This window comes from Flavobacterium inviolabile (genome assembly GCF_013389455.1).
Lineage (GTDB): Bacteria > Bacteroidota > Bacteroidia > Flavobacteriales > Flavobacteriaceae > Flavobacterium > Flavobacterium inviolabile.
In genome coordinates, this window is the sequence record NZ_CP058278.1 from 1,861,232 (window position 1) to 1,875,546 (window position 14,315).

Consider the following 14,315-nt stretch of genomic DNA (forward strand, 5'->3'; position numbering starts at 1 on the left):
TCGGGACTTTTTTATGATTAATTCTTGATGAATTTTGTTGAGTATTTCTGACCGTTGGCGCTTTCTATATTCAGGATATAGGTTCCTTTGGAAAGTGTACGGATGTCAATCTGTTCCGACTGGATCGCTGCTTTCAGTACTAAACGACCGGTTGTGTCATAGAAAAGTGCTTTTTTCGCACTGCTGTCAAGGTTGTTAAAATGTACTTTAACAAAGTCCTGTGCCGGGTTCGGATAAATCATAAATGTATCCAGGGCAACTTCAGGATTGTTAAGTGCTGTACCTTCAACCACCATAAGGCTTTGATTTACGGCTGGATTGTTAATAACATCTACCGTTCCGGAAGGCCATTTAACGATTACCTGGTAAATTTCGGTAGCTGTTCCCAGACCAAAATGAACATTTAAAGAGCTCATGTTTCTAAAACCATCGCCACTTCTTACATCTCTGATTTGTTTGCCCCACGGACCGAATATTTCAATTCTTGCCCCGATACCGTTAATGTTGCTCTGCACACCTTTCAGTAATATTTTTAGCCATTTGTTGCTGTTGCCGTTATTCATATAAACGTTGTCGTTGTTCTGGATATCCAGGAAGCCATCGTTGTTTAAATCGCCTATAGGACCGTTTGTAACACCAATAGGCTGTGGTGTAAAGGTCATGTTGCCGTTATTGATCATGATGATGTTTCCTGCTCCGAATACATCCACAAAACCGTCGTTGTTAAAATCATGGGCAACATTTTCCTGTCCTAAGTTGGTCAGTTGCGGGTATCCGGAACCGGCTGTAACATCGGTAAAAGTTCCGTCGCCGTTGTTGCGCATTAATTTGTGCATTCCGTTTGCATTCGAGCTTGCTCCGACTAAAACATCCATATCACCGTCATTGTCAAAATCGGCCCATGCTGACGACCAGGTCTGGATAGGGTCGGCAAGACCGGCCTGAACGCTCACATTGGTAAAAACACCATTACCATCGTTACGGTGCAGTTCATTGATGTTTGCAGTAGTGTTCCCGCCTCGGCATTTGGCTATAAACAAATCCGGATCTCCGTCGTTGTCATAATCCACCCAGATAGAGCCATAATTTCCGCCTTCGGGATGATCTCCCATACCGCCCTGATGGAACGTAAAGTTATTATTACCGTCGTTCAGGAAATAAACATTAGGATCGACATCATGGCATACAAAGGCATCCAGGTTACCATCATTATTAATGTCCACAAAGTTGGTTCGCTGGCAGAAGATATAATTAGGATAGGAGGTAGCGGTATAAGCTGTTCCGTTGCTGTTGGCTTTCATAAAGGTTGCCCCGCTGCCGCCTCCGTAGATCAAATCGTTATATCCGTTTTTGTCGTAATCTGCTGCGGCAATACTCCAGGAAGGTACGTTGTTAACCATCGTTGTCGGATAGGTGACGGTGGTAAACCCACCGGTAGCATTCTGGTATAAAATTTTAATCTGGGAACCGCTCACGCCAACAATGTCGTCCAGGTAGTCCCCATTCATATCCACCACACAGTTCTTATAGGAAGAACCGGCAAGCGAAGCGGAAACCGGAGAGAAACTAACAAGCGTTGGCGGTGGAACTACCGGTGCCTGTTCGGTGATTTTAAAGTCAAATCCCACAGGACTCCAGCGGTTATCAAAAGCAATATAATAGGTAGTGCCCGGAGTACCGTTAATCGTAGCGATGGATAAATATCCGGTACCGCTATCGTCATCACCGCCCACGCATTCCAGGGAACCGCAAAGTCCTTTGTAAATGTGTACACGGGTATCTTTACCGGTATTTACGGCAAGATCGGTAGATACGGTAATGCTGTTGTTTGTGGTCGCGTTGTATTTGTACCATTTACCGGAAGTAGCAGTATTGCTGTTTGGGGGGCAAATAGGGGATGGTGCTTCCGATCCGTCAATAGCATTAACGGTGTAGGTGCCGATGCTTACCAGTTGCGCCGTCTGACAGTTGCTTTGGGAAAAGGCACTGACGGCACACGTTAAAAATAGTAAAAGTGTAATTTTTTTCATGTTGTTTTGTTTTTTGGTAGGTGGTTACTAAATCATGGACAGTTGGGATTTAAAGAGTTTATCCATTGCTCTATCATTTGTACACCTTCTTCGTGTACAATTGTTCTTCCGAGAAGCGGCATTCTGTTTGCTTCGTCTGTAGAATTCATTCTGAAATGTAACATGGAACGTTGGAAACTTCCTCTGGTTACAATATGGGTAAGCGAATTGTCGATATATTCCTGAGGGGAAACACAAATACCCAGATTTACGGGATTACCGGTTTCGCTGAATGCAAAGCGCATCGGGCGGTAATCGCAATGGCTGTTTTCGGCATGACAATGCGCGCAGTTAATATCAATATAGGAGCGTACTCTCAGTTCCAAAGGTTTGGAAGTATCCTGCCAGTTTACCGTACTGGCAATATTGGATGGGTATCCGGATTGCAGCATACCGTTTTCCATCCATTTGGTGAGCTGGTTTTTGGCGCCGTCCGTATAGTTGTAGGTAATATTCAGGTTTTGTGGTTTCGGACCAATCGGAATTGCTTTTTCATTCTTTTTATGACAGGTCAGGCATTCCGTTGCGGAAGGTATTCTGTAGTTGGTCGATTTTGTTACATTGTTTTCTTTCCAGGTGAGTGGTTTATAGCTGCCGTTCATATCCAGTGTTGCTTCCGTCTGGTTTTCATTCCAGATATAATTGGCAAAGATCCAGATGTCATTGCCGCTGCCGTCAACTCCTTTTTTAACCATCAAACGGGTTTCGATAATCCGGGTGTCATTGGACGGCTGTACATTGTCGTAGTAAAAAGTTTTAACCAGTGCTGTTCCCACCGGAAATTTAAGGACTTTACCGTCGCCGTCATAAACGGCTTTGGTGCCTTCGGGCATCCATACAAAACGTTTTTTATGGGCATAATCGGTAAACAGCCCGCTGGCAATTTCATAAGGCAGCACCCGGGCATTGGGTGTGTTATTTTTTAAAATACCGGTAAAGAAATGGTAGTCCGATAATTTTTGATAGGGAATCTGATTGAGATCCAGGGAGACCGGAGTAGTGGTTGGAGTGGGCGTAATCGTTTCATATTCGTCACTGTCGGACTGACAGGAGAATAAGGTGAAAACCCCCAGAAATGCAATAATTGTAAGGGATAAGTAGCTTTTCTTCATATACTTGTTATTCAAATGTTTATGTTTTTGTATAACAAATATATAGTATTTGTGGATTTGTTTTTAAATTAACAATTATTTTAAACAATATTAATTAATTTGTTTAAAAAAGTTATATATCTAACTGTACTCCGTAATTTGATAATCCTTCCAATGCTTCTTTAGTGGTATGGTCAAAGCGGTTTAAATGGTCATTATGTTCTTTCCTGATATTGTTGCGGCGTATGGAATCATAAAAACGGCGCACTTCATCCAGGCTGGTCAGTATCGGTTTCGGAGCGGTTACATTTTTACCGGTATCATCTTTGGCAACCATCGTAAAATAAGAAGAATTGCAATGTTTGACCTTTCCGGTCTGAATGTTTTGGGAAACCACACGGATACCGACAACCATCGAACTTCTGCCCACATAGTTCACACAGGCTTTCAGGGTAACCAATTCCCCGACTTCTATAGGATTCAGGAAGTCCACCGTATCTACAGACGCGGTTACACAGTAACGGCCGGAATATTTGGAAGCACAGGCAAAAGCAATCTGATCCATTAGGGAAAGAATATAGCCACCGTGAATTTTTCCGCTGAAATTGGAATGGGAAGGGAGCATCAATTCTGAGATAGTGATTCTCGAAGAATTTATTTTTTTGTAGTCGGTTTCCATAGTGTTATTCGTTTTGTTCGTGATTAGTATTCGCTCTGTTCAGGATATTTTCGGGCAGCGATTTTTTCGCCTTGGCGCCCATTTTCTTTAATTTTTCCACACTGCTGATGAGGTTGCCTTTACCGTCTGTAAGCTTATTCATAGCGCCCTGATATTCCGTTTTGGCTTCGTCCATTTTTTTGCCGATTTTAACCAGATCGGTTACAAAACCATCGAATTTATCGTATAAGGCGCCGGCCTGACGGGCAATCTCATAGGCGTTCTCCTGCTGTTTTTGGTTTGTCCACATACTGTCGATAGTGCGCAGGGTGGCCAGTAAAGTAGAGGGTGTTACGATTACAATATTCTTTTCGAAAGCTTTATTGTAAAGTGTGTTGTCCTCGTTAAGCGCTATTGCAAAAGCCGGTTCCATCGGGATAAAAAGCAATACGAAATCCGGGCTTTCCATCTGGTACAGATCGTGGTAATTTTTGCTGCCCAATTGTTCTACGTGGCGTCTGATTGAATGCAGGTGTTCTTTCAGGTGGGCTGTTTTTGCCGGTTCGTCTTCTTCATTTACAAAACGCTCGTAGGCGGTTAGCGATACTTTTGAATCCACCACCATTTTTTTTCCATCCGGTAAATTGATGACTACATCCGGTTGTACGCGGCTGCCGTCTGCCGTTACAAAACTTTGCTGTACTTCATATTCACGTCCTTTTTCAAGACCCGATTTTTCCAGTACTTTTTCCAGAATCAATTCGCCCCAGTTCCCCTGCATTTTGCTGTCGCCTTTTAATGCTTTTGTCAGGTTGAGCGTTTCTTTGCTCATCTGTTCGTTCATTTCCCGTAATCCTAAAATCTGCTGGCGTAAAGCTGCATGGTAATCAATGCTTTCCTTATGGGTGTCTTCTACCTTTTTTTCAAACAAATGAATTTTTTCCTGTAAAGGAGACAGTATGTTTTTCAGGTTTTCTTTATTCTGTTCGGTAAACTTAGCCGATTTTTCTTCCAGGATTTTGTTGGCAAGATTTTCGAATTCTTTCGCAAACTTTTCCTGCAGCTGGTTAACCTCTTCTTTTTGTTCTTTATTGCGTTCCCAGAGATTGTCAAAATCCACTTCTTTTTTAGAGAGTTGTATGGCTAAGGCATCTTTTTCCGTACGGATCTGTTCTTTCTCCATATTCGACTGGGCGAGCTGCCTGTCAAACTGGTTGCGCTCCTGCAGGAATTGCTGTTTGAGCTGTTCCGCCTGAGCCAGTAAGCCATTGATGCGTTCGTCCCGTCCGGATTGCTCCGATTTGGAAGCAGCGGCAGCCAGTATTTTTCCTATCCATATCCCGATAAGCAGGGCAATGATAAATGCGGCGGGTAGTATTACGTTTTGTGACATCGTATAATTAAAATTTGCGTGTTATGTAAAAATAGGAATTTGTTTTTATTGAATAATAAAAAAAAGAAAGTCCCACCGAAGCAGGACTAAAGGTTTTCACCTACGGCATATAGCCTTATTGTGATAAGATTAAAGATTAGAATAATTTTTTCACATTTCAAATGTAATAAAAAAATGCTTGACTTTTATTATGGAAATCCGTAAACAAACAATACTAATTTTTTAGTAGCTTTAAAATTCTTAAAATTTTAGAATGTCATGACGAAAATATTAGGATTAGATTTAGGAACAAACAGTATCGGCTGGGCGGTTGTGGATAAGGATGGAAATGATTTTACTTTATTGGATAAAGGTGTCAGAATATTTTCTGAAGGAGTGAAATCAGAAAAAGGTGTAGAGAGTTCCCGCGCTGCAGAACGCACCGGTTATAGAAGTGCCAGAAAAATTAAATACCGCAGGAAATTAAGAAAATATGAAACTCTTAAAGTGCTTTCTGTAAACGGAATGTGCCCGTTGACTGTTGAAGAAGTGGATGAATGGAAAAAATCAGGGTTTAAAACATATCCGCTTAATCCGGAATTTTTAAAATGGTTGCGTACCAATGAAGATGAAAATATAAATCCGTATGTTTTTAGGGATAAGGCAAGTAAGCAAAAAGTTCCTTTATATGAATTTGGAAGAGCGCTGTATCATATAGCGCAAAGACGCGGTTTTTTGAGTAATCGATTGGATCAATCGGCAGAAGGGATAATGGAAGAGCATTGTCCGGTTATTCAGACAGCGATTGAAGATCTGAATACTATAGATGAAATGAAAACGGAATTAAAAGACTATTTTTTTAATACAGGAATCCTTGATGAAAGTATAAAAGGTGGCTTTAAAAAAGATTTAGATGAAGGGGAAACTAAATTAAAATCGCTTTACAATGCCCTAATTGGCATTGTGAAAAAGAATGAAAATGATATTGCTAAAGCAAAAGATGAAGTTATTGCCCGTTTAAACAGGAAAGAGGATTTAGGAGCTGTTAAGCGAGTGATTGGGGAAATCTCCCAAGCAATGAAAGATGGCAACTTTGCTACTCTTGGACAATATTTTTTTAGTTTATATAGTAAAGATAAGATAAGAAATAAATATACGGCGAGAGAAGAACACTATTTAAAAGAATTTGAAATACTGTGTAAAATACAAGGAATTGACGGGATTGATGAAAAAGAACAATTGCCAGAAAAAAGATATTTTGGATTGGCTAAGGAATTATACAAAGCGATTTTTTTTCAACGACCTTTAAAATCTCAAAAAGGATTGATTGGAAAATGTTCTTTTGAAAAAAGTAAGTCCCGTTGTGCTATTTCTCATCCTGATTTTGAGGAATACAGAATGTGGACTTATTTGAATACCATTAAGTACGGAACACAATCAGAGAAAACCCTGCGTTTTTTATCACAGGATGAAAAAATGAGTTTAGTATCTAAATTTTTTAGAAAAAAAGACAATTTCAATTTTGAAGATTTAGCTAAGGAATTAATCCCGAAAGGCACTACATTCGGATTTTATAAATCTTCTAATAAGAACGAGTTTCATTATTGGTTCAACTACAAACCAACAGATACGGTTACAGGTTGTCCGGTTTCGGCTTCCTTGAAAAATGTAATTGGTGAAAACTGGAAAACAAAGACTTTTACCTATGAAACATTAAATTCAAAAGCCGAGCGTGTGTCAAGGACTGTAGATTATAAAGATCTATGGCACTTGCTTTCAGTTTCGACTTCTGAGGTTTATTTGTATGAATATGCCAAGGACAAATTAGGTTTAGAAGATAAGGCTTCTAAGGCATTCAGCAGAATTCGGCTAAAAAAAGATTTTGCAAGTTTGAGTTTAAATGCGATTAATAAAATTTTGCCTTATGTGAAAGAAGGTTTGTTATATTCTCATGCAGTATTTATGGCGAATATTGAGAATATTGTAGATAAGGAAATCTGGGAGGATATCACTCAAAGAAAATATATTCAAGATAAAATCGCTTTAATTATTGAGAATCATATCTATGAAAATAGCTTGCTCGAAGTGGTAAATTCGTTGATAAAAGATTGTAAAACGGACAATTGTTATTATTCAAAAGAAGCGGAAACAACCTATAAGGATGATTTGAATAAAAAACTTATAACGTTCTTTAAATACAATAAAATGGAGGACGCCGGTGAACAGCAATCGCTTTTGGATAAGCTCTTTCCAATCTTTATTGAACAATTGAAAGCGTATGAATTTATAAAGATCAAGCGTCTGGATGAAAAAGTTTTTGAGTTTTTAAATGGCGAAAGCGAAGATGGACAAGTATTTTGTATGAATGAAAAACGTTTGAAAAAACTATACCATCCGTCTGATATTGAAGTTTTTAAAAAGAAAATTATTAAAGATGCATTTGGAAATGAGAAAATAGTTCTCGGTAGTCCATTAACTACATCCATTAAGAATCCTATGGCAATGCGCGCGCTGCATCAATTGCGAAAGGTCTTGAATACCTTGATTTTTGAGGGGCAGATTGATGAAAAAACAAAAGTTCATATCGAAATGGCCCGTGAGTTAAACGATTCAAACAAACGAAAAGGAATTCAGGATTATCAAAACGAGAATAAGAAGAAAAGGGATGACGCAATCAAGGACATTAAGAAACTTTATTGGGAAGAATGTAAAAAAGAGATTGAACCCACGGATGATGATTTACTGCGTTATCAGCTCTGGCTGGAACAAAACAGGTCTGAGATATATGAAGAAGGCAGGAACATCAGTATTTGTGATATAATTGGAAATAATCCCAAATATGATATTGAACATACTATTCCAAGAAGTATCTCACAAGATAATTCTCAGATGAATAAGACACTTTGCAGTCCAAAATTTAACAGAAATATCAAAGGGAATAAAATGCCGGTTGAATTAAGTAACTATTTAGAAATTCTGCCCAGAATAGCACATTGGAAAAAAGAAGCAGAAAATTTAAGCCGGGAAATTGAATTAATTACACGTTCCATAAAAGGAGTTGCAACTAAAGAAGCAAAAGATAAAAAAATAAGAAGAAGACACTTTTTAACTTTAAAAAGAGATTATCTGAAAGGGAAATACGAGCGTTTCATTTGGGAAGAGCCGAAAGTAGGATTTAAGAACAGTCAAATTCCGGACACCGGAATCATCACCAAATACGCCCAGGCATATTTAAAATCGTATTTCAAAAGAGTGGAAAGTGTAAAAGGCGGCATGGTTGCTGAGTTTAGAAAAATTTGGGGAGTTCAGGAAAGTTATCATGAGAATGATAAAAAGTATTTTCTTGAAAAAGACAGGAGTAAGCACACCCACCACACTATCGATGCGATAACGATAGCTTGTATGACTAAAGAAAAATACGATGTGTTGGCTACTGCCTGGACTTTGGAGGATAAGGAACAAATAAATGAAGCCCGAAAGTTATTGGCTGATTCAAAACCCTGGAAAACTTTTAAAGAAGATTTAAAAAAACTGGAAGAAGAAGTTTTAGTGTCACATCACACACCGGACAATGTTAAAAAACAATCTAAAAAGATTGTTCGGATTAGAGGGAAAAAGCAATATGTTGCAGAAACAGAAAAGGATGCTAATGGTAAAACAGTTGTAAAAAAAGATGTTAACCAAAAGATAGTTTATAAGTTAGACGGAAAAGGTAATAAAATACCAAGATTGCAGCAAGGAGATACTATCCGGGGATCATTACATCAGGACAGTATTTATGGTGCTATAAGAAATCCGTTAAATAATGAAGAAATCCGCTATGTAATTCGTAAAGATTTAGAAAGTATTAAAGCGACTGATCTGGAAAATATTGTTGATGAGACAGTAAAAGAAAAAGTAAAAAAGGCTATTGAAAATAAGGTACTGTTAATTTCTTCAAATGCACAGCAAAAAAACAAGCTTAACGGAACGGTTTGGATGAATGAAGAAAAAGGGATTGTAATAAAGAAAGTCAGAATATATGCTAATTCTGTAAAAAATCCTTTAGAGATAAAAGAGCATAGTCCATTGTCGAAATCGAAATATAAGCATAAACAAAAAGTTTATGGACAAAATGATGAGAACTATTGTATGGCTATTTATGAACTGGATGGGAAACGAGATTTTGAATTAATTAATAATTTTAATTTAGCAAAATTGATAAAACAAGGTCAAGGTTATTATCCTTTATATAAAGAAAAAGAAATAAAAGGAAAAAAAGTACAAATTCCGGTTGCTAAAAGTAATAACAGAGATGTTATTTTGAAAAAAGGGCAACAAGTTGTTTTTTATGACAAAGAAGTGGAAAATCCCAAAGACATTACAGAAATAATTGATTTTAAAGATAGAGCCTATATTATTGAAGGATTGTCGATTAATAGAGTTAAATCCGGTAATAACTTTTACGAGTTTGGAGTTATTCAACTGAAATACTTTAAAGAAGCAAGAAAAGCTGATGATATAAAAAAAGATAATTTTAAACCAGATGGAGATTTTAAATTAACAGAATATAAACCAACAAGAAAAATGAGTCCGGGTCAATTTACAGCTTTTGTTGAAGGAATTGATTTTAAAGTTTTAACATCTGGTAAGTATAAGAAAATATGATTTTTTAGATTGTTTAATATAGGTTTTTATGATTTTAAAATATCAAAATGATAATGAAAACTCATCCATTGATTGTAAGATGGACAAAGATTAGAAAACACGATATTTACAGCATAGTACAGTATGTCAAATTTGTTGTTGTGGTTTGATTAAAGATTAGAGAACACGATATTATGCTAGGTTAACCCACAACAAAATTCATGTTGTGGTTTGATTAAAGATTAGAAAGCACGATATTGCTTTCAGTAACTTCATTATAATTGATGTGGTTGTGGTTTGATTAAAGATTAGAAAACACGATATTCTTAAAACTAAATGGTGACCTACAGCTTATGTTGTGGTTTGATTAAAGATTAGAAAACACGATATTAATCGTAGAGAATGGGATATCAACTACGGCGTTGTGGTTTGATTAAAGATTAGAAAACACGATATTGCCGAGATTTCAACACGACTATAATGATTAGTTGTGGTTTGATTAAAGATTAGAAAACACGATATTGTTGAACATCTTTTTTAACATCGACTATAGTTGTGGTTTGATTAAAGATTAGAAAACACGATATTCTTATTAAACAAGTATATATGGTCATACAAGTTGTGGTTTGATTAAAGATTAGAAAACACGATATTGCGCTAATACAACTATATCTAATTCACATGTTGTGGTTTGATTAAAGATTAGAAAACACGATATTGTATAATAATTAACAGTTCATTACATCATGGTTGTGGTTTGATTAAAGATTAGAAAACACGATATTAATTGAAATGGTAATTAAAGATGTTTTAGGTTGTGGTTTGATTAAAGATTAGAAAACACGATATTAACGCTGCTTTCATTTTGCCAAAAATCTTTGTTGTGGTTTGATTAAAGATTAGAAAACACGATATTATCTTTATTACTAAAGATCACGGACACGGGTTGTGGTTTGATTAAAGATTAGAAAACACGATATTAGAAGCAGCCAGCAAAGTGCAAGGAATTGCGTTGTGGTTTGATTAAAGATTAGAAAACACGATATTAGATGGTTCGTTAACATATATCTTAAAATAGTTGTGGTTTGATTAAAGATTAGAAAACACGATATTCCTCGAAACACAATATGACTATAAGATAAGGTTGTGGTTTGATTAAAGATTAGAAAACACGATATTAGATGGTTCGTTAACATATATTCTGAAGTAGTTGTGGTTTGATTAAAGATTAGAAAACACGATATTCAGGTCAGACGTTACCAGACCCTGAATTATGTTGTGGTTTGATTAAAGATTAGAAAACACGATATTTCAACCTTTCGTGCAGAAAATGCGTGAAATGTTGTGGTTTGATTAAAGATTAGAAAACACGATATTCAGTAGTGTTGGATTGTATATATTCAAGGGGTTGTGGTTTGATTAAAGATTAGAAAACACGATATTCATAGGAAGTAAAATACTAGGTAACGACATGTTGTGGTTTGATTAAAGATTAGAAAACACGATATTACTAGCATACTTCGATGCGTATAAAAACTAGTTGTGGTTTGATTAAAGATTAGAAAACACGATATTCAGGGGACGGAAAGATAAAAACAGTACGAAGTTGTGGTTTGATTAAAGATTAGAAAACACGATATTTAGCACAAGCTACAGAAACAACAAGTGTGAGTTGTGGTTTGATTAAAGATTAGAAAACACGATATTCACCATTATATAATGGTGTGACGGTTAGTAGTTGTGGTTTGATTAAAGATTAGAAAACACGATATTCGAACGAGCAAAAAAAGCTAAAAAAGAAGGTTGTGGTTTGATTAAAGATTAGAAAACACGATATTTGGTATATCACCAGTAGCATTCTCGGAAGGTTGTGGTTTGATTAAAGATTAGAAAACACGATATTTTGCCACTCTAAACCTAGACGCTCGAATAGTTGTGGTTTGATTAAAGATTAGAAAACACGATATTCGGAATGCCACTGACAGCAAAAATGCTGGAGTTGTGGTTTGATTAAAGATTAGAAAACACGATATTAGTTGCGTTTTTAGCTTCTGATTATTAAGTGTTTAAAAGTAAATATCGTGATAAAAAATGCTTCTTTTTTAGAGTGATAAGCTAAGCTTGAAGCATTTTTTTATTTCTAAGGTTAAAACAATTCCAGTTGTGTGGGTTGCGGCGCTTTGGGGACTTCTGCTTTACCCCAGAAATTAATGATATTTCCAAACTGTTTGTCGGTGATCCTTAAAACACTCACTTTTCCTAAAGGCGGCAGCAGCTTATAAATCCGTTTTTCATGAACATCAGCACTTTCACTACTTGCACAATGCCGTATGTAAACAGAATACTGCATCATCGAAAAACCGTCCTTTAACAGGCTGTTTCGAAAACCGGAAGCATTTTTCCGGTCTTTTCTGGTATCAGTTGGTAAATCAAAAAATACAAACAGCCACATTACTCGGTATCCGTTAAGTTCCATAACGAAGGATATTTGATCTTTTTGCGGCTTCCTGTAAAACATTGCTGCAGTGAACTTGCCGTTTTTTGCAAACCCACCATCAGCGGACTTTTTTCCTCTTTAAAATAAACCGTTCGGGTTAACACCTGCAGGAGTTCCGACTTTATTAGCGTATTTAATTCCTCTTCATCATATTGCTGTATGACTTGATAAACCAGCTCATCTACAGCCGGGCGAAAAGGCTCCATGATATCATCGGCAAGTGCAAAAGCATTGTATTTGCTTTTATGATGAATGCCCAAAGTGTTCAGCAGGCCGCTTCCGGATAAAGCCCTGGCAGTAGCGGCTCTTAATATGGCGTAGCCGTAGTTAAAAAAGTTATTCGGATATTCGCCAAAACGTTCCCTTTTAAAACTGTGCTCAAAAAAGGACTTCCAGTATTGCGATGCTGCGACACCTTCCATATTGCTGGAATCGCCGCTGAGTACCTTACCGGCCAAAAACGGAAACGTATTTTTTTGCCTGGTGATTTTTTCCAGAAGTAATCCCTGATTCTTAATTTTCTCGACAACGGTTTGCTGCCATAATTGCTTTTTTAGCGGTAAAGAAGCCTCAATCTGGTTTCGGAATATTTCCTGTTGGATATGATGGCTGTTAAGATTCAGAAACATCCCGTTGGGCAGATGACTTTTGCCGCAAACAATAATCGCAGTATTATTTTCGATAAGCAGGTTCATGGCAGGAATGCTTAAATAAACCTCGGGATTATCAATAACAAGAAAACCGATATCTTCAACAGGAATAAAACTTTCCCGGATCTCGGATTGTAAAACCAGCTGGAGATTTTTTGTAGTAATACGGGTTTTGTTTTCTACAAGAACGGTACGTTTAATCATAGCTTTAATTTTTTAAGGTGCAATACCTTATAAAAAGAGCTAAAAAAAACGAAAAAGCATTACGGAAAACCGTACCCTGTTTGTTGGGCAATGTATTAAACCGATTACCGTTCTTTCTTCAGCAAAGCAATCAGTTCATCTTTTTCCTGCAGCCGTTTTTCATACTGCTCGATCAGTTTTTTATAAACGTCATTCAAGGCTTTAATACTATCCAGGATAATCTCCTTATCTTTTCTTTTTTTAGGATCGGTTCCGTTTTTCTGTTTGGCTAAAAAGCTTTTGGGTTTCACTTCAAAAATCAAACTCAACTGTTCGATATGGGAAGCCCACGACTGACTTTCACCATTTTCAATACGGGCATAGGCAGATTGCGATATACTGAGTTTTTCGGCTACTTCTTCCTGCGAAAAGCCTTTTAATTTTCTCATATGGCGAATTTTTTCCCCGACTGTTCTGTTCATGTATACTGTTGTTTTCTGCTTCTAAAAATAAAAAAAATAAAGGTTATCTTATAAAAAAAGGGTAGAATTACCCTTAAATCGCATAAGAGAGTGCTTTTTAAGTCGTTAAATTTGGAATTATTAAGGCTTATTTCAGAAAAGGAAACACAAATTAGAACAATAATAATTATTCAAAATGTACCATTATGAAGAAACTTAATCTTAAGAAAAAAATTGTTTCCGTATTAACGGATAAAGAAAAAGCAACCATCCAGGGTGGTGGAACAAACGTAACCTGTGCCAGCTTTGCAACAGAAATAAGATGGACCGAAGACCCTTGTGTAGTACCGCCGCCGCCAACAAAAAGATGTCCGAATGACGGGATCACACCGCCAACCAGCGATCCGATATTCGTGCCTTAAAACTACCGTAACCAATCAAACTATTATACAATGAAACGATTAAACCTAAAAAAGAAAGTGGTTTCCGTATTAACGGATAAAGAAAAAGCAAACATTCAGGGTGGAGGAACAAACGAAACCTGTGCGAGCTTTGCAACAGAGATAAGATGGACAGAACAGCCTTGTGGTGTACCTGTTACCAGATTAGAGTGCCCAAGTATTAAAGTGGCTTGTGTAACACATTTAGTGTGCCCTACAACTACTCTTGAAGAGATGTAGTAAACAGACAAAATAAAATAGCAGTAAT

At 37.0% G+C, this 14,315-nt stretch carries 10 protein-coding genes and 1 CRISPR repeat array; of the genes, 3 read left to right on the forward strand and 7 right to left on the reverse strand.

What is annotated here, in order from left to right:
* Positions 1-17: 17 nt before the first annotated feature.
* The 4 genes from HW120_RS08255 to rmuC form a co-directional block, all read right to left on the reverse strand.
* Positions 18-2,030, reverse strand: coding sequence for an FG-GAP-like repeat-containing protein (locus HW120_RS08255; RefSeq protein WP_177733081.1), 2,013 nt, complete (start codon positions 2,028-2,030; stop codon positions 18-20).
* A 32-nt stretch (positions 2,031-2,062) separates the two neighbouring features.
* Positions 2,063-3,181: a hypothetical protein gene (locus HW120_RS08260; RefSeq protein ID WP_177733084.1), complete on the reverse strand. Its 1,119-nt coding sequence runs from the start codon at positions 3,179-3,181 to the stop codon at positions 2,063-2,065.
* Between the two features lie 112 nt (positions 3,182-3,293).
* The gene (locus HW120_RS08265) at positions 3,294-3,839 is read right to left on the reverse strand and encodes an acyl-CoA thioesterase (RefSeq protein ID WP_177733085.1); all 546 of its coding nucleotides are present in this window, start codon (positions 3,837-3,839) and stop codon (positions 3,294-3,296) included.
* A gap of 4 nt (positions 3,840-3,843) precedes the next feature.
* Positions 3,844-5,211 carry a DNA recombination protein RmuC gene (gene rmuC, locus HW120_RS08270; protein ID WP_177733088.1) on the reverse strand — a complete coding sequence of 456 codons (1,368 nt, stop codon included), beginning with the start codon at positions 5,209-5,211 and terminating at the stop codon, positions 3,844-3,846.
* 258 nt (positions 5,212-5,469) lie between these two features.
* Here rmuC and cas9 point away from each other — a divergent pair, with 258 nt between their 5' ends.
* The gene (gene cas9, locus HW120_RS08275) at positions 5,470-9,837 is read left to right on the forward strand and encodes a type II CRISPR RNA-guided endonuclease Cas9 (RefSeq protein WP_177733090.1); all 4,368 of its coding nucleotides are present in this window, start codon (positions 5,470-5,472) and stop codon (positions 9,835-9,837) included.
* A 137-nt stretch (positions 9,838-9,974) separates the two neighbouring features.
* A CRISPR array of direct repeats spans positions 9,975-11,850; the repeat unit is 36 nt; unit sequence GTTGTGGTTTGATTAAAGATTAGAAAACACGATATT.
* Positions 11,851-11,962: 112 nt separating this feature from the next.
* Here cas9 and cas2 read toward each other — a convergent pair.
* The 3 genes from cas2 to HW120_RS08290 form a co-directional block, all read right to left on the reverse strand.
* On the reverse strand, positions 11,963-12,292 hold the full coding sequence (cas2, locus tag HW120_RS08280; protein ID WP_177733092.1) for a CRISPR-associated endonuclease Cas2: 330 nt from the start codon (positions 12,290-12,292) through the stop codon (positions 11,963-11,965).
* On the reverse strand, positions 12,268-13,167 hold the full coding sequence (gene cas1, locus HW120_RS08285) for a type II CRISPR-associated endonuclease Cas1 (protein ID WP_177733095.1): 900 nt from the start codon (positions 13,165-13,167) through the stop codon (positions 12,268-12,270). Before cas1 ends, cas2 begins: the two co-directional genes overlap by 25 nt.
* A 104-nt stretch (positions 13,168-13,271) precedes the next feature.
* Positions 13,272-13,595: a helix-turn-helix domain-containing protein gene (locus HW120_RS08290; RefSeq protein WP_246297053.1), complete on the reverse strand. Its 324-nt coding sequence runs from the start codon at positions 13,593-13,595 to the stop codon at positions 13,272-13,274.
* Between the two features lie 218 nt (positions 13,596-13,813).
* Here HW120_RS08290 and HW120_RS08295 point away from each other — a divergent pair, with 218 nt between their 5' ends.
* Both HW120_RS08295 and HW120_RS08300 read left to right on the forward strand, forming a co-directional pair.
* A complete protein-coding gene (locus HW120_RS08295; protein ID WP_177733099.1) occupies positions 13,814-14,029 on the forward strand; it encodes a hypothetical protein in 216 nt (71 codons plus the stop codon).
* A gap of 30 nt (positions 14,030-14,059) precedes the next feature.
* Positions 14,060-14,287, forward strand: coding sequence for a hypothetical protein (locus HW120_RS08300; protein ID WP_177733101.1), 228 nt, complete (start codon positions 14,060-14,062; stop codon positions 14,285-14,287).
* Positions 14,288-14,315 lie beyond the last annotated feature (28 nt).